The organism is Breoghania sp., from assembly GCF_030066895.1.
Classification (GTDB): Bacteria; Pseudomonadota; Alphaproteobacteria; order Rhizobiales; family Stappiaceae; genus Breoghania.
Genome location: NZ_JASJAV010000002.1, coordinates 205,147 through 224,424 on the forward strand (window position 1 = coordinate 205,147; position 19,278 = coordinate 224,424).

At 62.3% G+C, this 19,278-nt stretch carries 22 protein-coding genes and 5 pseudogenes; 16 read left to right on the forward strand and 11 right to left on the reverse strand.

The window, feature by feature from the left end; all coding sequences use genetic code 11:
- Positions 1 to 322 precede the first annotated feature (322 nt).
- Positions 323 to 1,266: pseudogene (locus QNJ43_RS04190) on the reverse strand (LysR family transcriptional regulator).
- Between the two features lie 357 nt (positions 1,267 to 1,623).
- Between QNJ43_RS04190 and QNJ43_RS04195 the strand changes: the two are divergent.
- From QNJ43_RS04195 to QNJ43_RS04225, 7 genes and pseudogenes are all read left to right on the forward strand, one after another.
- Complete coding sequence (locus tag QNJ43_RS04195; RefSeq protein WP_300467622.1) at positions 1,624 to 2,496, forward strand: FAD-binding protein; 873 nt, start codon at positions 1,624 to 1,626, stop codon at positions 2,494 to 2,496.
- Positions 2,493 to 2,774: pseudogene (locus QNJ43_RS04200) on the forward strand (FAD-linked oxidase C-terminal domain-containing protein); the annotation flags it as partial. The gene QNJ43_RS04195 and the pseudogene QNJ43_RS04200, both read left to right, overlap by 4 nt.
- Positions 2,775 to 2,778: 4 nt before the next feature.
- Positions 2,779 to 3,123, forward strand: coding sequence for an FAD-linked oxidase C-terminal domain-containing protein (locus tag QNJ43_RS04205; RefSeq protein WP_300467624.1), 345 nt, complete (start codon positions 2,779 to 2,781; stop codon positions 3,121 to 3,123).
- 7 nt (positions 3,124 to 3,130) lie between these two features.
- The gene (locus QNJ43_RS04210) at positions 3,131 to 4,441 is read left to right on the forward strand and encodes an FAD-binding protein (RefSeq protein WP_300467626.1); all 1,311 of its coding nucleotides are present in this window, start codon (positions 3,131 to 3,133) and stop codon (positions 4,439 to 4,441) included.
- 11 nt (positions 4,442 to 4,452) lie between these two features.
- On the forward strand, positions 4,453 to 4,818 hold the full coding sequence (locus QNJ43_RS04215; protein WP_300467628.1) for a DUF4870 domain-containing protein: 366 nt from the start codon (positions 4,453 to 4,455) through the stop codon (positions 4,816 to 4,818).
- A 36-nt stretch (positions 4,819 to 4,854) separates the two neighbouring features.
- Positions 4,855 to 6,190, forward strand: a pseudogene (gene glcF, locus QNJ43_RS04220) (glycolate oxidase subunit GlcF).
- A gap of 478 nt (positions 6,191 to 6,668) precedes the next feature.
- A pseudogene (locus QNJ43_RS04225) lies at positions 6,669 to 7,679 on the forward strand (D-alanine--D-alanine ligase family protein).
- Positions 7,680 to 7,718: 39 nt separating this feature from the next.
- On the opposite strand, the gene QNJ43_RS04230 reads toward QNJ43_RS04225, so the two are convergent.
- From QNJ43_RS04230 to QNJ43_RS04240, 3 genes are read right to left on the reverse strand one after another with little or no spacing between them, the layout of a single operon-like run.
- Positions 7,719 to 8,192, reverse strand: coding sequence for a hypothetical protein (locus QNJ43_RS04230; protein ID WP_300467630.1), 474 nt, complete (start codon positions 8,190 to 8,192; stop codon positions 7,719 to 7,721).
- An 11-nt stretch (positions 8,193 to 8,203) separates the two neighbouring features.
- Positions 8,204 to 8,743: a cytosine permease gene (locus QNJ43_RS04235; RefSeq protein WP_300467632.1), complete on the reverse strand. Its 540-nt coding sequence runs from the start codon at positions 8,741 to 8,743 to the stop codon at positions 8,204 to 8,206.
- 45 nt (positions 8,744 to 8,788) lie between these two features.
- Positions 8,789 to 9,118 (reverse strand): hypothetical protein, encoded by a 330-nt coding sequence (locus QNJ43_RS04240; RefSeq protein WP_300467634.1) that lies wholly within the window; start codon positions 9,116 to 9,118, stop codon positions 8,789 to 8,791.
- Between the two features lie 160 nt (positions 9,119 to 9,278).
- On the opposite strand from QNJ43_RS04240, the gene QNJ43_RS04245 reads away from it, so the two are divergent.
- On the forward strand, positions 9,279 to 9,539 hold the full coding sequence (locus QNJ43_RS04245) for a hypothetical protein (protein ID WP_300467636.1): 261 nt from the start codon (positions 9,279 to 9,281) through the stop codon (positions 9,537 to 9,539).
- Between the two features lie 429 nt (positions 9,540 to 9,968).
- Here the strand turns inward: QNJ43_RS04245 and QNJ43_RS04250 are convergent, their stop codons facing one another.
- Positions 9,969 to 11,159 carry an NAD(P)-dependent oxidoreductase gene (locus tag QNJ43_RS04250; protein WP_300467638.1) on the reverse strand — a complete coding sequence of 397 codons (1,191 nt, stop codon included), beginning with the start codon at positions 11,157 to 11,159 and terminating at the stop codon, positions 9,969 to 9,971.
- Positions 11,160 to 11,263: 104 nt separating this feature from the next.
- Here QNJ43_RS04250 and QNJ43_RS04255 point away from each other — a divergent pair, with 104 nt between their 5' ends.
- Together QNJ43_RS04255 and QNJ43_RS04260 are read left to right on the forward strand one after the other, a co-directional pair.
- Positions 11,264 to 11,515: a TetR/AcrR family transcriptional regulator gene (locus tag QNJ43_RS04255; RefSeq protein WP_300467639.1), complete on the forward strand. Its 252-nt coding sequence runs from the start codon at positions 11,264 to 11,266 to the stop codon at positions 11,513 to 11,515.
- A complete protein-coding gene (locus QNJ43_RS04260; RefSeq protein WP_300467641.1) occupies positions 11,516 to 11,914 on the forward strand; it encodes a hypothetical protein in 399 nt (132 codons plus the stop codon).
- Positions 11,915 to 11,926: 12 nt separating this feature from the next.
- Here QNJ43_RS04260 and ybaK read toward each other — a convergent pair.
- Positions 11,927 to 12,407: pseudogene (gene ybaK / locus QNJ43_RS04265) on the reverse strand (Cys-tRNA(Pro) deacylase).
- Positions 12,404 to 12,715, reverse strand: a complete 312-nt coding sequence (locus QNJ43_RS04270; RefSeq protein ID WP_300467643.1) for a DUF4186 family protein — start codon at positions 12,713 to 12,715, stop codon at positions 12,404 to 12,406. The pseudogene ybaK and the gene QNJ43_RS04270 overlap by 4 nt, the downstream one beginning before the upstream one ends.
- A 271-nt stretch (positions 12,716 to 12,986) precedes the next feature.
- Here QNJ43_RS04270 and thiM point away from each other — a divergent pair, with 271 nt between their 5' ends.
- Together thiM and thiE are read left to right on the forward strand one after the other, a co-directional pair.
- Entirely contained in the window at positions 12,987 to 13,817 is an 831-nt protein-coding gene (gene thiM / locus QNJ43_RS04275) for a hydroxyethylthiazole kinase (RefSeq protein WP_300467645.1), read from the forward strand.
- A gap of 14 nt (positions 13,818 to 13,831) precedes the next feature.
- Positions 13,832 to 14,485, forward strand: a complete 654-nt coding sequence (gene thiE, locus QNJ43_RS04280) for a thiamine phosphate synthase (RefSeq protein ID WP_300467647.1) — start codon at positions 13,832 to 13,834, stop codon at positions 14,483 to 14,485.
- On the opposite strand, the gene QNJ43_RS04285 is transcribed toward thiE, so the two are convergent.
- The 4 genes from QNJ43_RS04285 to QNJ43_RS04300 form a co-directional block, all read right to left on the reverse strand.
- Positions 14,478 to 14,627 carry a hypothetical protein gene (locus QNJ43_RS04285; protein ID WP_300467649.1) on the reverse strand — a complete coding sequence of 50 codons (150 nt, stop codon included), beginning with the start codon at positions 14,625 to 14,627 and terminating at the stop codon, positions 14,478 to 14,480. The two genes, thiE and QNJ43_RS04285, sit on opposite strands and share 8 nt — an antisense overlap.
- Positions 14,628 to 14,943: 316 nt before the next feature.
- Positions 14,944 to 15,411: a hypothetical protein gene (locus QNJ43_RS04290; RefSeq protein WP_300467651.1), complete on the reverse strand. Its 468-nt coding sequence runs from the start codon at positions 15,409 to 15,411 to the stop codon at positions 14,944 to 14,946.
- Positions 15,360 to 15,950 (reverse strand): hypothetical protein, encoded by a 591-nt coding sequence (locus QNJ43_RS04295; protein WP_300467653.1) that lies wholly within the window; start codon positions 15,948 to 15,950, stop codon positions 15,360 to 15,362. Before QNJ43_RS04295 ends, QNJ43_RS04290 begins: the two co-directional genes overlap by 52 nt.
- Positions 15,951 to 16,615: 665 nt before the next feature.
- Positions 16,616 to 16,837, reverse strand: coding sequence for a DUF2927 domain-containing protein (locus QNJ43_RS04300; RefSeq protein WP_300467655.1), 222 nt, complete (start codon positions 16,835 to 16,837; stop codon positions 16,616 to 16,618).
- A gap of 64 nt (positions 16,838 to 16,901) precedes the next feature.
- Between QNJ43_RS04300 and QNJ43_RS04305 the strand changes: the two genes are divergently transcribed.
- The 4 genes from QNJ43_RS04305 to QNJ43_RS04320 all read left to right on the forward strand — a co-directional run bounded on the left by QNJ43_RS04305 (position 16,902) and on the right by QNJ43_RS04320 (position 19,065).
- Complete coding sequence (locus QNJ43_RS04305; RefSeq protein ID WP_300467656.1) at positions 16,902 to 17,465, forward strand: hypothetical protein; 564 nt, start codon at positions 16,902 to 16,904, stop codon at positions 17,463 to 17,465.
- A 185-nt stretch (positions 17,466 to 17,650) separates the two neighbouring features.
- Positions 17,651 to 17,860: a hypothetical protein gene (locus tag QNJ43_RS04310; RefSeq protein ID WP_300467658.1), complete on the forward strand. Its 210-nt coding sequence runs from the start codon at positions 17,651 to 17,653 to the stop codon at positions 17,858 to 17,860.
- A gap of 47 nt (positions 17,861 to 17,907) precedes the next feature.
- The gene (locus QNJ43_RS04315) at positions 17,908 to 18,069 is read left to right on the forward strand and encodes a hypothetical protein (protein WP_300467660.1); all 162 of its coding nucleotides are present in this window, start codon (positions 17,908 to 17,910) and stop codon (positions 18,067 to 18,069) included.
- Positions 18,070 to 18,393: 324 nt separating this feature from the next.
- The gene (locus QNJ43_RS04320; protein ID WP_300467948.1) at positions 18,394 to 19,065 is read left to right on the forward strand and encodes a DNA-3-methyladenine glycosylase I; all 672 of its coding nucleotides are present in this window, start codon (positions 18,394 to 18,396) and stop codon (positions 19,063 to 19,065) included.
- Positions 19,066 to 19,278 lie beyond the last annotated feature (213 nt).

Sequence of the window (19,278 nt, forward strand, 5' to 3'; positions counted from 1 at the left end):
CGCAACGATCGGCCAACGCCCATTCCTCTAGAATGGTGTGATGGACGTCAAGAGTTTAGATTGCTTCCAAATCGCATATACGATCTGGCCTGACGGCGCTAGTTCTGCTTTTATCTCAATCCGATGGCGGAAAACCGTCGGATGGCACAGATGAAAACAGACGATATGTCGCGGAGCAATGGTACTGATGGATGAGGTTCCCCTGCGTATCGCACCTTGCATCATTTCTCCGCACAACCACAAAAAGCATAGCCGTGCGATCTTTCCCACCTCCGGGACAAGAAAAGCGCCCGATCGGGCCTTCGCAGGGTGCGGCACAGCTCTATTGAGCGGGATTTGTGCTCGCAGGCGCAAGAATATCGTCCAGTCCCTGGTTCCCCAATAGGGCTCTGGTCCATAGAGTTGGGCCAGGTCGTCGATGAACACGCGCACCTTCGTGGGCAGGAAACGGCGCGAGGGATAGACCGCGTAGATCGCCACGTGCTTGGAGGCGCGATAGGCGGGCAGCAGCACCTTCAGCCGTCCCGCGCGCAGATCCTCGCCCACGTCCCAGATGGAGCGCAGTGCCACGCCGACGTCCGCGCGCACCGCCTGTAAAACCACTTCCGACGAATTCGTCGCCAGTCTCCCTTGAGCGCGCACGGTCACCGCTCCGTCCGGCCCATCGAGCCGCCACGGGTCCTGGTTGGTTGCCGCCAGGTAGGTGTGGTGGGCAAGATCGGCGATCGACTTCGGCTCGCTGTGACGCTCCAGATAGGCGGGCGCCGCACACAGCATCCGGCAGTTGGGAGCCAGTCGCCGCGCCACGAGGCTTGAATCGGAAAGTTCCGCAATCCGGATCGCGAGGTCGTAGTCTTCCCCGACAATGTCGACGAAGTCGTCGGAAAGCTCCAGATCGACGGAGAGGTCGGGATTGACATCGAAGAAGGGCAGCATGTGCGGGGCGATATGCTTGCGCCCGAAGGAGGCGGGCACGGCGACTTTCAGTCGTCCGCGCGCCAGCTCGGAGCGCCGGGAGACGAAGGCTTCCGCTTCCTCGACCTGCGCCAGGATTGCGGTGACGCGCTCGAAATAGCCCTGTCCGGCCTCAGTCAGCGCGATCTGCCGTGTCGTTCGTTGCAGGAGCCGCGTGCCCAGCCTGTCTTCCAGCCGCCGAAGCCTCTTGGAAACGGTGGCGGGCGAAAGCCCCATTTCTCGGCCCGCCGCCGACATGCTGCCGGCGGTCACCACCCGGGCGAAAATCTCCATATCGGCGAAATCGTTCATGCCTGTTCGTTCGTGCTCTTGTTCCGGCGGCCTGCACTGTCCGTCGATTCGCGGCGCCAGTACCATTTTCAATGTATGGGAAAGAATAGACCGTCCCGCTACCCCGTGTCGCCGGTCGTCTTCGCGTGGCGGGCATACTGCCCAAAAAGCCGCAGCCATGATACCGCTGCGACCGTATTCTTCCGCGGCCCCGGTCCCTGCCGGGTCGGTCCACTTTCAACGGTATGGAATATATGAAAATGCGCAATGTTGGTGCAACGTCCCGTATGAATGCGTAAATGCGTATAAGAGACGTTCCTGCGTCAGGTGAGGAGCCGGGACGCGGGAAACGAGGAACGACGGGCGAGGGAGGAAGCCATGCCGGGGCTGAAAATGCCCAAGGCGGAGGAAGCGGTGCTGGCGCGCCGTGCCGAGATCGTCGCCGCATTGCGCGCGATCGTGCCGGGAGAAGGCGTTATTGCCGAAGAGACGGAGATGCGCGCCTACGAAACGGACGCGCTCACCGCCTATCTCCAGATGCCGCTCGTGGTGCTGCTGCCGGAGACGGTCGATCAGGTTTCGCGCGTCCTGCGCTATTGCTACGACAACGACGTCAAGGTCGTGCCGCGCGGCGCGGGCACCTCGCTGTCGGGCGGCGCGCTGCCGCTGGAAGACGGCGTTCTGCTGTCGATGATGAAGTTCAACCGCATCCTCGACATCGATTTTCCAAACCGCGCCGTCGTCACCCAGCCCGGCGTCACCAATCTCGGCATCGCGCGCGCGGTGGAGCACGAGGGCTTCTATTACGCGCCCGACCCCTCCTCGCAGATCGCCTGCTTCATCGGCGGCGACATCGCGGAGAATTCCGGCGGCGTTCACTCGCTGAAATACGGCCTCACGACGAATAATTGTGCTGTGCCTGGAAATGGTGCTGATTTTACCGGTGAGGTGATCCGGCTCGGCGGCAAGCATCTCAACAGCGAAGCCTATGACATGCTGGGCCTGATGACCGGCTCGGAAGGGGTTCTTGCCGTCGTCACCGAGGTCACCGTCCGCATCCTGCAAAAGCCGCAGACCGCGCGCGCCGTGCTCGTCGGCTTTCCCTCGTCGGAAAGTGCGGGGCAATGCGTTGCCGAGATCATCGCCACGGGCATCATCTCCGCCGGCATGGAGATGATGGACAGCCCGCCATCCATGCGGCGGAGGATTTCGTCCATGCGGGCTATCCGCTCGATGCCGAAGCGCTGCTGATCGTGGAGCTGGATGGCTCGGAGGTCGAAGTCGATCACCTGTTGCAGGAGGTCGCCTCGATAGCCGAGCGCAATGGCTGTACGTCATCGCGCATTTCCACCTCCGAGGCCGAGCGGGCGACCTTCTGGGTCGGTTGCAAGGCGGCGTTTCCCGCCGTCGGGCGCATCTCGCCGGATTATTTCTGCATGGACGGCACAATCCCGCGCAAGGCGCTGCCTGAAGTGCTGGCGGGCATGCAGGACCTGTCGAAAAAGCACGACCTTCGCGTGACGAACGTCTTCCATGCAGGCGACGGCAACCTGCATCCGCTCATTCTTTATGACGCCAATAAGCCGGACGAACTGGAACGGGTGGAGGATTTCGGCGCCGACAATCCTGAAGCTGTGTGTGGCCGTCGGCGGGGTGCTGACGGGCGAGCACGGTGTGGGCGTGGAAAAGCGCGATCTGATGGGCGAGATGTTCAAAGAGGACGACCTAGCCCAGCAGCAGCGCGTGAAATGCGTCTTCGACGACAAGCACCTTCTCAATCCGGGCAAGGTCTTCCCCGTGCTGCACCGCTGCGCCGAACTCGACCGCATGCACGTGCACCAGGGACAATTGCCGTTCCCCGATATTCCGAGGTTCTGAGCCGGCCATGAACGACACGTCATCCGTCTCCGACCGCCGCTTCCGTCCCGCCGATGCCGACGGCGTGCGCGAGGTCGTCGCCTGGGCCACGGCCGAAGGTGAGCCGCTGGAAGTCCTCGGCACCGGCTCCAAGCGCGCGCTCGGCCGCCCGGTTAAGGCCGCACATATTCTCGATCTCTCCGCGCTCACCGGCGTGGAGGATTACGAACCCGCCGAACTCGTCCTCACCGCCAAGGCCGCAACGCCGATTGCCGAGGTGGAAGCGCTTCTGGCGGAAAATGGCCAGGAATTCGCCTTCGAGCCGATGGATTACGGCTCGCTTCTGGGCGGGGAATCCGGACGCGGCATGCTGGGCGTGAACCTCGCCGGGCCCAAGCGCCTGAAACACGGGGCGGCGCGCGATCATGTGCTGGGCATTCATGCGGTGTCCGGGCGCGGCGAAGCGTTCAAGTCCGGCGGCACGGTGGTGAAGAACGTCACCGGCTACGATCTTTCGCGCGGACTGGCGGGCTCCTGGGGCTCGCTGGCGGTGACCACGTTGTTGTCGCTCAAGGTTCTGCCCGCGCTCGAGACCGAGGCGACGGTGATGATCGAGGGGCTGGCAGATGCTCCGGCCGTCGATGCCCTGTGTCTGGCCATGGGCACCTCCGCGGAAGCCTGTGCGGCTGCACATCTGCCTGCGGGGCTGGGGGCGAGCCTCGGTCTGGAGGTCGCCGCCACGCTTATTCGCCTGGAAGGTTTTTCGCCCTCCGTCGATTATCGGTTCGAGGCGCTAGCCGCCCTGATGAAGCGGCTCGGCTCCGTCTCCCACATCGAGGCCGATGCCTCGCGCGCGCTGTGGCGCGGCATCCGCGATGTGCGTCCCTTCTGCGGTGACGCGCTCCCCGTCTGGCGCATCTCCGTCACCCCGATGGCCGGGGCAGAGGTCGTCGTCGCCATCCGGCAAACCTGCTCGGCCGATGCCTTCTACGACTGCTCCGGCGGGCTCGTCTGGTTGCGCATGAGCGACGGCGAGCCGCATGAGGCAGACGTGCGCGGTGCGATCGGCAAGGTCGGTGGCGGGCACGCCACGCTGGTGCGGGCAGAGCCTTCGGTGCGCTCGAGCGTGCCTGTCTTCCAGCCTCAGGATCCGGCGCTCGCCGCCTTGAGCCGTCGTCTCAAGGCGCAGTTCGATCCGGCGGGCATTCTCAATCCTGGTCGCATGCGGCCGGAAGTTAAGTGGTGCGTGAGTTCAAGGGGGAACGGCGCGGGGAAAGAGGCGTTGGCAATGAAACGTGACGGTCTTTTTACCCGTGCGGCAGACCCGCAGCAGCAATAGGAGTCCACATCATGAGCATGCAGGAAAACGGTTGCGCGGAGAGCTATATCGAACCCGTTCGCAACAACATCCTCCTGGTCTCTGTCCTCTACCTTGCCGCCTTCGTCGTCGGGCTGTCGGGGCTGATCGGCCTTGTCTTCGCCTACCTGAACCGGGGTAAGAGCACCATCTGGGCCGACAGCCACTACACCTACCAGATCTGCACCTTCTGGATCAGCTTGCTCTACGTGCTGATCTCCATGGCGCTGACCTTCGTCGGCATCGGCTTCGTGTTGATGTTCCTGGTCGCGGTGTGGGTGATCATCCGCTGCATCAAGGTCCTGCAGGCCGCAAGCCGCTGCGAGCCGATCCCCGATCCGACCACCTGGCTGGTCTGACGCTTCCCGTTTCATTCCAAGGATACCGACGCCGCCATGCAGACGAACTTCACCCTTGCCCAGCTCACGGACGCCGCGATTGCGGAATCGGAATCGATCCTGCGCAAATGCGTTCACTGCGGTTTCTGCACGGCGACCTGTCCGATCTTCCAGCTGCTGGGCGACGAACTCGACAGCCCGCGCGGCCGGATCTACCTGATCAAGGTCATGCTGGAAAACGACCGTCCGGCCGATCCCCCGCACGGTCAAGTGTGTCGACCGCTGCCTGTCGTGCCTGTCCTGCATGACCACATGCCCCCCTCCGGCGTGAACTACATGCATCTGGTCGATCACGCCCGCACCTGGATCGAAAAGATCCACCGCCGGCCGCTCTCTGACCGATTGTTCCGCCGCATGCTGGCCTTCGCGCTGCCGTACCCGGCCGCATGCGGGCAAGCCTCACCGCCGCCTTCTGGGTAAAGCCGCTGGCCCCCCGTGGTGAAAAGCGCTTCGGCACCACCGGGCGACGCCTCGCAGCACTCCTGTCCTTTGCCCCGGCGACGACTCCGGCGCGTAGTGCCATGAAGGGCCCGGCGATCTTCCCCGTCACGGCCACCCGGTACGGCTACCATCACGGGCACGGACGCGTTGCGCTTCTGACGGGCTGTGCGCCATCGGTGCTGGCACCATCCATCAACGAGGCCGCGATCCGGCTCATCAACCGGGCGGGCGTGAAGGTGGTTCTGCCGCAAGGCGAGGGCTGCTGCGGCGTGCTGGTTCACCACATGGGCCGCGAGGAAGACGCGCTCGAGGCCGCGCGGCGCAATGTCGACGCTTGGTGGGCGGAGATTGAGGGGAAAGGTCTCGATGCCATCCTCATCACCGCGTCGGGTTGTGGCACCACCATCAAGGATTACGGCTTCATGCTGCGCGAAGATCCGGTCTATGCGCACAAGGCCGAGGTCATCTCGAAACTCGCCCGTGATATCACCGAATTTCCGCTCTCGCTGGAACTCGGTTCCCCGAGGCAACCGAACGCCGAACCGCTCACCGTCGCCTATCATTCCACCTGTTCCATGCAGCACAGCCAGGGCCTGTGCGAGGAGCCGAAGACCCTGCTTGCCATGGCGGGCTTCACGGTGCGCGACGTGCCGGAGGGCCATCTGTGCTGCGCTCGGCCGGTACCTACAACATCCTCCAGTCGGAAATCGCCACCCGCCTGCGCGACCGCAAGCTCGCCAACATCGCCAAGGCGACACCGGACGTCATAGCCACCGGAAATATCGGCTGCATGATCCAGCTTGCGAGCGGCACGACCGTGCCGGTCATCCACACGGCGGAGCTTCTCAACTGGGCCTACGGCGGTCCGAAACCCGCTGCGCTGGAAGGGTAGGTGCGTTTTTTTGGGGAGAGCAGCATGTGGGGCCCATCCTTCGAGACGCTCGCTGGCGCGGGCTCCTCAGGATGACGTTGTTCTTGCTGATGTCTTGAGTGTGGCGTTGCGTGCGCCGATGTTTTCTCCGAGATAACAATACGATAACCTCATCCTGAGGAGCGCTCGTGAGAGCGCGTCTCGAAGGATGGGCCAGGCATCCGGGCCCTTTCCCTCAGTACATCCTCTCCTTCGTCATTGCCCGGCGAAGTCCGGGCAATCCATCGGGAAGCGGCAGATGCGGACAATGCTGGATCCCTCGGACAAAGCCGGGGGATGACGACAGAGAGAGCCGGGCGTCCAAGCCTCGACCTCTCTTCCCACCCGCTCGGCCGCACGGCCCTTCTTCCCCCCCCCCCGAAATCCTCCCCACCACCTGCCTTCAAATCGCCCTTTGAGCCTCCCGGCAAATCACGCTATCGCTGATGCCCTGTCTTTCATGAACTTCCGGGAGTTCCCCGTGCCCACTTCCTCGCCCAGGCTGTGTATCGCCGTGCTTTTCGGCGGTCGTTCCGCCGAGCATGACGTCTCCGTTCTATCCGCCACCAATGTGTTCGCAGCCCTAGACCCCGCGCTATACAATGTCGTCGCGATCTACGTCACGCGCGACGGGCGATGGCTGGCAAGTCAGGTGGAGAACGGCACGCCCGCGCAGCCCGAGATCGGCCCGGAACTCTGCCTCCTGCCGGGCGGTAAGGGCTGGATAATCGAAATCTCACCCGATACGACCACGCTGAAAGAGCTTCCCCCGATCGACATCCTGTTCCTGGTGCTGCACGGCCTTTCCGGCGAGGATGGTTCGGTTCAGGGAATGGTGGATGTCGCGGGCGTGCCGCTTGCCGGCTGCGGGATCCTCGGTTCGGCAACCGCGCTCGACAAGATCATCGCCAAGCGTCTGTTCGATGTCGCCGGTCTGCCGACGGCCCATTCCCTCACCGCGCACAAGGGCGCGGTGCCGACATTTGCCGAGGTCCGCGAGACACTCGGCCTGTCGGTTTTCGTCAAGCCTGCGCGCCAGGGCTCGTCGGTCGGCGTCAGCAAGGCGGAGACGTAAAAGGACTACGAGGCCGCCCTTGCCGTCCTGGAAGATGCTGACGGCACCCTGTTCGTCTTCCGCCCGATCGCACTGGCCGAACACCACGGCTTTTATGATTAGGAGGCCAAGTACCTCGACGAGACCGGCGCGGTTCTGACGATCCCGGCGGATTTGCCTGAAGAGATCGAAGCCTCCTTGCGCGACATGGCCGCCGCCTTCCGCGCTCTGGGCTGCGACGGTATGGACCGTACCGATTTCTTCGTGACCACCGATCTGGATATCTTCGTGAACGAGCTCAACACCATCCCCGACTTCACGGATATCAGCATGTACTCAAAGGTCATGGCCGCAAGCGGCGTCAGCTACGCGCAGATCATCGACCGGCTGGTGGCACATGGGCTTGATCGGGGGTGAAGGGGATCTGCATCCCCACCGCTTGGGCCACATCCCGCCTCAACCTTCGTTCGCATCGGTCACCCGCATCGCCAGGATCGCCAGCGTGGAATAGCAAAGCGTGCAGGCGATGGCGATGAAGTGGAAGTCGTCGCGCATGATGTCGAGGGCCGCGGCCGAGGGGGCGGCCAAGTCGATGCGGATGGCGAGGGCCACCATCGACAACAGCATGATGCCCGCACCAACCAGCAGCCACTTGGCGAGCCGGGCGGTGTGTTCCGCCGACGGGTCTTCCTTGTTATCCTCGTCTTCCAGCGCGTCGCGCTGTTCCTCGAAGTTGCTCAACGTTCCCTCGCGGGCGGCCTGCTGCGCCTCCTGTTTCGGCCAGGTGTCCTTGGCGCCCTTCATCGCGCAGAAGAGCGGGTAGGCGACGAGGCAGAGGATGTATTCTGGGATGAAGATGAAATAGAAGCTGAGCGCTCCGCTCCACAGCATGGTGAAGGCGAAGACGAGCGCCAGAAGCCACGTCAGCAAGGCGACCGGGTTTAGCCCCGGTAGCCGTTGTAGCGCGACCAGTAGCACGTCATGCCAAGGCGCGGCAGCAGGTAGTGCTCGGCCATCACAATCGCGCCGACCGGCGACAGCAGCATGGCGACATAGACTGTCAGCGGCATGATGGAGCGCGCGACGAAGGGAAAGCAGGCGGCAACCGCGATCACGAGCTCCACACCGGCGGTGACCTTCTTGCGCGAGAACGAGGGCATCAGCGTGCTCGCCGCCAGTCCTGCGCGATAGAGGCAGGCATTGGCCGTCGTCCAACCCGCGCAGATCACGACGAGAATGCCGATGAAGCCAAGCGTTGCGAAGGCGACGTCGGCGGAATCGAGCCCGGTCAGCGGACGGCCGATGAGAATGCCCGCGCCCGCGCCCATCAGGCCGGCCACGATCCAGCAGACATAGTGGCCGAGGAACATGCCGACGCCGGAAAACAGCCCGTACTGCTTCTTGCGGGCAAACCGGAAGATGGCCATGTCGATCAATCCCAGATGCACCATGGCGCCGTTGGCCCAGGCAAATGCCGCCACTTCCCAGATCGAGATGCCGGGCTTGCCGTCCGGCGTCGTGCCGGTTCAGATCGTGCGATGGGCGGCATCCAGAAAGTCATCGAAGCTCGTGAAGGTGAGCGTCGCGTGGGTGTGGAGCGCCAGATAGGGCAGGGCGACGGCGGCCCCGCACAGGAAACAGGCCAGCATCCAGGGTGAGCAGATCGTGGCGAAATTCGCCATCGCCTCGAAACCGTTGGCCGCAACCGCCACGACCACCGCCGCCAGAAGCAGCGTGATGACGATGAAGGCGATCGACGTCGGACACCATTCCAGCTGCACCGGCAAGCCGAAGGCCAGACGCAGCGCATAGGCGGACACGGTGATCATCGCGGCCGCGAGCGATCCGTAGAACAACAGGATTGCAAGATTGTAGATCTTGCTGAAATAGGGACCTGTGATCTGTTCGAGATAGGAGAACAGGGAGCGCCGGGTTTCAACGGCGATCGGGGTCGTGACGAGTGTCCAGCTTGCGACAGCGAGCGCGTTTCCGATCAGCAGGTCTACCAGTACTTCCGTGGCGCCCCCCCATCGTCACGAATGTGACGCCGATGATGAATTCGGTGGCTGCGATGTGCTCTCCGCCGAAAAGATCGGCGAAATAGCGCCAGCCGCGTACGTGACGAGCTGCTGCGGGGATGGCACTGCGGAAGTGGTGGGGGTGATGGGGCTGCCGGTTGATATTACTGGGTTGGCCGCTGATACTTTCAACGCTGGACAGAGACATGGATCCTGTAAATTTGTTATTGATGAGCTGCAATATACATCGACTTATTGAAAGTCAAAAATGATCAATATTTAGTAATAAAACTATAAATTGTTTTTAATTTATAGTTTTATTTAATTTTTGAAGCGTATATCCGCTTTTGCCATTGAATGTAAAAATTGTCAGCTATAATACGTGATATTTTTGAAGATGTTTTTATGAAATATCAGGTACGACTTTTATGTCTCGGCGAGTGGTGCGTGAGAGCTTTTTATCAACCTGCCGAGCCTGATTCCGACCACAAAAAACTCTCGGTCCTCCGGCACCCGCGGGAGACGTCCTGACGATGGAATTGAGGTCTGCAGGAGGCCCCTCCCGCCGGTCGGCTCTGCCTGCAACTTGGCCGATTTCCCGGCTCGTCCGGGGCAGTCTCGCCTACCGGATTTCCTTGCCCGTAAACTTGCCGGAAAGTGCGGTGAATCCGGCCCAGTCGTGGTGCTCTCAGCCGAAAGCGATGGCCTTTTCCATCTTGTCAATGATGAGCGGGGCGTAATCGAGGGAGCGTGAGGTCGTGTCGGAGGCCGCACGCATCAGCTTCAGATCCTTCAGCCCGGCGGCGAGTTCGAAGCCGACCTCGGTCGCGAATTTCCGCTCGCCGATCTTTGCCGCATACATCTTGAGCGTCGGGTTTGCGAAAATGCCGTCAAAAAGGCGGCCGTAGAAGGCGCGATCTATGCCGATCCCGTCGCTATAGGCGTAGATCTGGCCCATCAGATCCATGTTGGAAACGGCGAAATAGTTGACCGACAACTTCGCATAATTGGTGAGGCCTGCGCACTCTCCCAGGTTCATCGTGGTGCTGGAATAGGTCGCGCGCACAGGCTTGCACCGCTCCACCGCCTGGCTGTCGCCCGACATAAGGGTGACCAACTCGCCTGCGCGTGCGAAATCGGGCCGCCCGATCACCGCGCCCGATACGAAATGGGAGCCGTGGTCGCGCTGCAGATCGGTGAGCTTTTTCACCATTTCCGGCGAGATGGTCGTCGCGCAGAGATGAATGCCGCCCGGCGCCAGCCCCGCCAGAATGCCGTCCGCCGCTGTCACCATATCGTGGACGGATGTGTCATCCATCAGGCTGGTCACGACGATGGTGGCCTGCGAGGCGGCTTCGCGCGCGCTTGCAGCCGGGGTGGCTCCGAGTTCGACGAATTTCTGCATCTTTGACGGGGTCCGGTTGAACACGACGAGGTCGAAGCCGCCTTTCTGGATATTGTGGGCAAGGCCTGTCCCCATTTTGCCGAGCCCGATGACGGCGATCCTTTCTAAAGAGCCCTGTGCGGGGGATCTCTCCTTGAGCGTGCGGATCACGCTGCTGAACCATTGGGCCACGGCGAGGTCGCCCTCAAGCCGCGGATCGCCGCGCTCAAGCGTCGTCGCGACCGCTTGCAGATCCTCAGACGTTATCGCCTTGAACGCCGTGTCCGCATCCTTCCAGGTCAGCGCGACGTCGCCGTCGCCGTGTCCGCCGGTCCGGGAAAAGACCTGCCCGTCGGCGAAGACGAACAACTGGCCGACGCGTCTGTCTTCGGTTCGGATCAGCACCGAGGCAGTGCGCCCGCGCATCTGCTCCACATGTCGGGAGGCGCGGCGGAGCTTGCGCGAAAGTGCAAAGAGCAAGAGAGACAGTTTCATTGTCATGGGTCTCCGGTCTCATGGGTTGCTGGAAGAAGAAATATGAGCAATGCTCATATTCTGCTACTCGCATTCTCGGAGGCGGACGAGCCGTAAAGGGTGGTATGGAAGATACTGATTCATATAGAAAAATTCCGATACAGGCGCGGGCGCGGGCAACCGTCGACGCGATCCTGGAGGCGACTGCTCGGATTTTGCAGGGCGGCGATGGGTGGACATTGTCGACAAATGCCATCGCCCGGCGGGCCGGTGTCAACATCGGCTCGCTGTATCAGTACTTCCCGGACAAGAATGCCATCCTGGTCGCGCTGGCGCGCCGGGAGCTAGAGGTCGCCGGTGAGACGGTGAATGCGTAGTTGAGGTCGGGACCGCAAGGGGAGGGGGACGCAGATCCGGAGCCGGATCCGCTATGCCGGGCCATCCGTGCGCTCATTCAGGGGTTCGAGGGGCGGCAACGCACCCGCAAGGTTCTGATTGAGGCGTTGATCGCCAACGGCCTGTCGCAGGAACTGGCGCGCCCGGTCGATGCGGCCATGCGCGACATCCTGAAAGCGCATGAGCCTGCGGGAGAGGAGGGGGAGACGCCATTGAGTCCGGTCACGGCCTATGTGCTGACACGGGCCATCGTTGGCACGTTGCGTGCGGCGTTGATGGAGCAGTCGGCGTTCCTCGGCACGCCGGAATTCGAGGATGAACTGGTCAGGCTCGCCCGCGGCCTTTTGGATCCGAAGGGGCCGACGCCGTCGGGAGCCTGACGATCTGCCCGCTCACTCCTGCGCGCAGACATCCGCCGTGATCGCGCCGAGCACGGAGACCGCATCTGTCGGCGACAGCATCACCATCAGGCCGCGCTTGCCGCCGTTGATGACGACTTCCTCCTCGCCCATCACGCTTTCCGCAATCACCGTCGGGTGCCGCTTGCGCTGGCCGAAGGGGCTGATGCCGCCCTTGTGGTAGCCCGTCAGGCGTTCCGCCTTAGCGGTGTCCATCATCGTCGCGGACTTGCCCTTGAAGGCGGCCGCCACTCGTCTCAATCGATAGCGTGTGATCGACAAGAATGACCGCGCAGGCGGGCTTACCGTCCACCTCGATCATCAGCGTTTTCAAGACGCGTTCCGGCGGCAGGCCGACGGCCTCGGCCGCATGCAGGCCGATCTGGTGCTGCTCGGCGACATACTCGTATTTGTGCGTGCGGAAGGCCACCTTCGCCTTTTTCAGCATCTGGGTGGCGGGTGTGCCGGTACTCAACGGTCGTTCTCCATATCCTTGTCGACCCAGGCCATGATCACCCGCACCGCATAGGCCTGCTCGTCATCTGACAGTGGGCGGCCCTTGTCAATCCCGTGCCACTTGAGAAGACAGCCGCGACAACAGGTAGCGGTGGCGTGCTGGGCGACGAAGACCGGGTGCCCGTGCATCGGCGTCTGTTTGCCGTCCTTGGCGGGGTTGGCGGGCGCAAGCCGCTTGGCGATGAAATCGGCCGCGCGTGTTCGGCGGTCGTCGCACGGTCCTTGGCGTGCCCGTAGGCGCGGTACTTGGTGTTCAGCGTGAAGCACGAGCGGAACGTGGAGCGCGACAGCGGGTCGAACAGATCGGAAAGGTCGCCGCTTTCAGGATGGGAGAAATCCATCGTGAGGACTCAGAGGCGTCGTTGAGGTGATCGTTCGACCTCCAGTTTAGGACATTTCAGCAGATCAGAGAAGCATCGCCCCTTGTCCTTGTTCGCCACTGCGTTAAAATTTTAGAAGCAGGGTCACGGGTCCGTGCGCGCACCCTTACCCTAGATCCGCAGCCAAGCCGTAGTCAGCGCAAGCCCTGGAGCACAACATGATTACGAAATCCGCGCTGCCCACCCTCGATGACGCCAGCTCGCTGTGCGATGTCGTGCGAAGCCAGGGCCCCCTCGTCCAGAACATCACCAACTATGTCGCCATGACGCTGTCGGCCAATGTGCTGCTGGCCGCCGGTGCCTCGCCCGCCATGGTCCATGCGGAGGAGGAGGTGGCCGATTTCGTCAGGATCGCCTCCGCCCTGGTGGTCAATATTGGCACGCTGTCGCCTTCCTGGGTCGCGTCCATGGGAAAGGCCGTCCATGCGGCGGTCGAGGACGGCAAGCCCTGGGTGCTGGATCCGGTGGGCTGCGGCGCCACCCCCTATCGCACCGAAACCGCCCGCAGCCTTGCACTTCTCAAGCCCACCGTCATCCGCGGCAATGCCTCGGAGATCATCGCGCTTGCAGGTGCTTCAGGTGCGGCCCCCAAGGGCGTCGACAGCGCTGTCTCCTCCCATGCCGCCGTCGGTCCGGCCCGTGTGCTCTCCAGACAGATCGGGGCGGTCATCGCCATCACCGGCGAGACGGACTTCGTGGTCGATGCGAACGTCACGGCCGCAGTGGAAGGGGGTGATCCGCTGATGACGACATCCACCGGCGTGGGATGCGCCCTGAGCGCGCTCACCGGCGCCTATGTGGCGTCGTGCAACGATCCCTTCGTCGCCACCGTCTCCGCGATGGCCGTCTACGCGGTGGCGGGCCGGATCGCGGCGCGCGGGGCAGGCGGCCCCGGCGATGTTCCCATCCGCCTGTGCAATGCTCTCAACCTGATCGACGCGGAAGCCCTGCGCGCCAACGCCGAGATCCACCCCCACAACCCCGCCTAGCAGGATACTCCGTCATGTCGCGTCCCGCGTTCGATTTGTCGCTCTATCTCGTCACCGATACGCCCCAGTGCGGCGCGCGAGGGGTGACGGAAACGGCGGAGGCGGCCGCGCGTGGCGGGGCGACGCTGGTGCAATTGCGCGATCCCCACGCCAAGACGCGCGAACTGGTCGATCTCGCCCGTGCGCTGAAGGCGGCGCTGAGCCCCTTCAACGTGCCGCTCGTTATCAATGACCGCATCGACGTGGCGCTGGTGGCGAAGGCGGAGGGCGTTCATATCGGGCAAAAGGACATGGCCCCGGCCTATGCCCGCGCGCTTCTGGGGCTGGACGTCTTTCTCGGCCTGTCGGTCGGCTCGCTCGATGAACTGGCGACCTCCGATCTCGGCCCCGTCGACTATGTCGGCATCGGCCCCTATCGGGGCACGGCGACAAAGACCGATGCTGGCGCGGCGATCGGGCTGTCCGGCTTCAAGACGGTGCGCGAGAAGATCGACCTGCCCGCCGTCGCCATCGGCGGCATCAAGGCAAAACATGTCGGGGAACTGGTGGCGGCTGGAGCGGACGGCGTCGCCGTCGTCTCCGCCATCTGCATGGCCGAGGACCCGCAGGCCGCAACCGTCGAACTCGCCCGACGCATCGAGGAGGCGCGCGACCGCGTTCTCAGTTGATGCCGTTCGCCTGCTGCAGGGCGCGGACATAGGCGATCAGCGGGCCCATTTCCTCCTGCGCCATCTGCGGCTGCGCGGGCATGTCGCCATAGGGCCAGTGATGGGCCCGCACACCGCGCGCCACCGCCATGTAGAAGGCCATGTCGCCGTGATGCGGCGGCTTGTAGATCGGGTTCAGGAACGGCGGCCCCTTTTATCGGTGCCCGTGGCGTTCTCGCCGTGACGGGCGGCGCAGTTCTGCGCGAAAAGATCCGCTCCCTCGCTCTCGTACGCGGTGAGCTGGGGGGATGGTCGGGGATCGGACGATGTTTTGCGCGTCGTCGCCGCCGCTTTGAAAGAGCCAGGTCCCGACGATGCCGAGAACGGCTCCCGTTCCGATCATGATGACTGCTCGCATATCTTTCCCGCCCGGATTGAACGCCCTTCGGACGATGTGTCCAAGGTGGACAACAGCCATCTCACTTCCAGTAACTGGAAGGTTGAGCGCACTCGCGTGTGATCCTGTGGATCACGTGCCGGGGATTGCAGCCGGGCCGGGAAACGGGAAAGGAACCGGGTGTCGTGAGAAGCGCCCGGCAGCAGACAAGACAGGCGTGTAAGATAGGGCCGCCGGAGAGATCAGCCTGGCGCAATTGCAGCGGCCAGCACAGGAACTTGTCCTTGCCGATGGCAACCGGATAGGCTTCCGTACCGTTCTTGCCGTCGATCTCCTTGCGGTCGCACAGCATGAATAGCGGTGCATCGCGAATGTCGCTTGTCTGCATGGTCGCTTCCGCCGGCAGCGACAGGATATGGTGCACGTCGGTGGCGTGCGGCCGTCCGGCCAGAACCACGAACGCGCCTGCCAGCATCAGATTGGCAATCACCAGCGCCATCACGCCCTGTCGCGCATAGGTGGCGGGAAAACGCTGCGCCAGGGCGCGCAACTTCGCGCCGATCGTCGCATCCCCGGCGGCAATGCGCCCCCGACCCGCGATGACGCCGCAGAAGAAGCCGCTGCCGCCCGTCCTGTCATGTTTGCCGTGTCTTCGTTCGCCGCCTGAGGCTGCGACCCGTTCACGGTGTCGCCAGCCGTCTCTGCGGAAGAGGACGCCTCGGAACCGTGGGCCTTTCGGCGGGGAAAATCCGGCCGGTATCCCACGTCGGGCAGCAGGATACATTGGTCGTCGTCCTGCCCGGGACCGGCGTAATAGACCCGCAGAAGATTGCGCAACCGGGAGGCGTTCACGCGCACGATCGGGTTGGAGCGGGGATTGAATTCCTTCGGCTGGCCGAAGACGGTCTGCGCGATCTGAGGCTCCTTGAGCCCTTCTTCGTCACCCGCCAGTCGACGCTCGACCAGATGGGACAGGAGAAGGCTGATCTTCGGAGACCGTGAAAAGGTGTCGGAAGCGAGGATCCTCGCGAGCGCGTCGCGTATTCTGTCTTCGTCAAGTGTGGATCCTGGGTCTCGATGCTTTGTCATTTTTCAGATGCTCCAGCCACGAGGTCCGCCCCAATACCGTGTCAGGGCCGTTCTGGCACGGTCGAGAATATACGACGGCCGAATGACGTCCCATCGCAGTGCGCGATCCCATCCATTATGATCGTACAAATCTAGGTTATAGGATTGATATGTCATATCAATCTTTTCAATGTTCTTTTGAGCTGCGCCGAAAGGCGGATGCCGTGAGGGAATGTGGATCCGCAGCCTGCTCACTGCTCTTCTGTCGATTGGCATCCGGTTGCATGCATGCGCGCGCCCTGCGCCTGTTCCGACGCTTGTTGCCGAGCTTGAGGCCACGTACACTTTTCCCGTGACAGCCCGGCGGGGCGGCAGTCTCGAAGTCCTTTCCGGATCATTTTCATCGAATTTTCGCTAAAACTAGTCGGTATTTCGTGAATCCGGAGCAATGCGGAGCCGGAAAAAGGAATCCTGGTTAGCTGGAGGTTGGCGAACACGGTTAACGCCGATTCGGGGAGGGGCGTGCCAGGACCTTGACCGGATCGCCGTGGCTCCGGAGTGTACTGCCCGCAAAAGGCATTGGGGTGTTCCAGCTACATCTTCCCCGTCATTGCCGGCTCCGACCGGCAATCCATGCCGTGATGCTTCATCGCGGTAAGGGGCAGATCGACCTCTTGCGTCCCCTCTCAGGGCACCAGGCGCCGAGTCTCGCGGATCACTGAGGGCAGGAGCGGTTTCATTTTGCGCGCGGTCATGCCGGGCTTGATGCGCGGATCGTAGAGCATGTTCATGATCATCCGGTCGAAGCGGGTGAAGGTGTCGTGCTCGGACGTGTCGTTGAAGACCGAATGAACCAGCCGGTCGTTGTCGTTCATCGGGCCGAGGCCCTGCAGCGTCTCCTCCACCATGCAGCGCTTGAACAGATGATCGGCCCTCGTCGGCCACGATCACGGCGGTGGAGTTGGTGATGCCGTGGCTTCCCGACTTGACGCGCACCAGGCAGCGCCCCAGCGCTCGTGCGTTCAGGTTGCCGTAAACGTATTTGCGCACGGCTCCCTCATACTGGGAGCGGTCGACAATATAGATCTGGAAATTGGAGCTTTTCGTATCGCGGGCGAACTGCACGTCCAGCCCGCGCACCTTTCCGGGCAAGGCGGTGATGAACTGGCGCACCATGCGCGAGCGGTCGCGGCTGGCCATGTTGATCACGTAAAACTGCACCGGGCCGGTGAATTTCTTGATCTCGTAAGGCTTCCACGACCGGTATTCCAGACCGAATACGGTCAGCATGAAGCCGTCGGTCAGTTCCTGATTGCTGTAACGCGGCGAGGCGACATCCGCCGGGTGAGTGATGAGGGGGGCGGCAAATGCAAGAAGGCCCGCAATGAGGGCTACCCGCAGGCCGAAACGACGGCAATGCGTGCGCGCGTCGCTATGCGCATTCGTTTTTTTGAAGAGGCACCGAACCGACCTTTGTCCGATTTTTACGAAATTTCAGTACGAAGCCCCATAATGGAATCTGCAGGGGCAGGGTGAAAGCAATAACGCAATGAGCAGCGCCATATTTGAATTGCAGCCCGGTACCCCAGGGAACAATTCTTTAATCGGACCTCTATAGGTTGTAGGCAAACACGTCAAACATTCGGACTGATTCATGAGCAGAGTGAGAAAGCTGTTTCGCGTCGAAACCACCGGATCACTCCGGCTTTGAAGGCGAGGAGATGAAGCGCATCACCAACGAGCTCGATGCGGTCGTCGTCGGCACCGAAGGGGCGACGGAACAGATTCTTGCGGCCGCCGAATTCATCGACGAGACGGCTTCCACGCTCGCCCGGTATCTGACGGGAGACGACGAGACCCACGCCCAGGAAATCCAGGAGCGGGTGCTCGGTATCTTCGAGGCCTGTAACTTCCAGGATCTGACCGGTTAGCGCATCACCAAGGTGGTCAAGACGCTTCCTTCATCGAGGACCGCATCGTGCGTATGATGGAGATCTGGGGCGGCGTGGAAAGCTTCAGCTACATCGACGTCGACGAACGCGCGGTTCGCGAAGGCGATGCGGCCCTGCTCAACGGTCCGGCGCTCGACGCCGATGACGACGTTGCTTCGCAAGATGACATCGGTGCACTGTTCGCCTGAGGCGCAGCGATCCGGAGCGGCACCGGAAGCGGTGCCGCAGCCTGTTTTTATCCCCGGACCCGACATGCATCTATCCCCGGCCCGACGGGTTATCCCCGCCGTGTCGCGTCTTTCTTTAAGATTTCTCGCATTTGGCGGCCATTTCATTCGAATTCGACAGAAAATGCGATGAAATTTGAATCGGCCCATCAAACTCCGTCGATCACGCCGGGCATTTTCGCGCCCACGGCTTGAACCCCAGTCATTCCGGGCACCTCTGGCCAGAATGATCATGGCATGCTAGGAACAAAACAGGAACATATCAACGTGCACGGGGATAACGCGATGACGGGCGAGACGGGGGCGGAAGGAGCGCTGGCGGCAGGTCTGGCCGAGGGAGCGGACGGGTATGTGCGCTGCTGGTGGCAGGACGGTCTGTCCGACTATCAGGCCTATCACGACACCGAATGGGGCCGCCCCGTCGCCGATGACCGCCGGCTGTTTGAAAAGATCTGTCTCGAAGGGTTTCAGGCGGGACTTTCCTGGCTGACGATCCTGCGCAAGCGCGAGAATTTCCGGAAGACTTTCAAAAACTTCGAGTTTTCCGAAGTGGCCCGCTTCACCGAGGACGACGTAGAGCGGCTCGTCCGCGATGCCGGGATCATCCGCCATCGCGGCAAGATCGTCTCGACCATCAACAATGCCGCCCGCGCGCTGGAAATGGTGGAGGAATTCGGATCGCTCGCGGCCTATTTCTGGTCCTACGAACCCGACGCCTCCGCCCGGCCGAAACGGGTCACAAAGGAAGCGCTGGTTGCCAACCCGACCACGCCGGTTTCCATTAAGTTATCGAAAGAACTGAAGAAACGCGGCTGGACCTTCGTTGGTCCGACGACCGTCTACGCCTTCATGCAGGCGATGGGGCTGGTCAACGACCATCTGGAAGGGTGCTGCTGTCGGGTAGAGGTCGAAGCCGAACGCGCCGCCTTCCGGCGCCTTCTCACGCGCACCGATTGACCGGCCCGCTGGTCGACCCCCCGGCATAACGTCGCAATTGGGCGTCTGGGGGCTTGAAGAGCAGTAAAAGTCACATTTGCAATGCTAAAGCGTGTTGACGTGGAATATTATTTCCTGTTAATTAGTATCTACGACACAAAAGACCTAAAACGGCCTATCTGACATCTAGGAAGATAACCGATGAAGTTTGCTCGCACGACGCTTGCAGGCGCA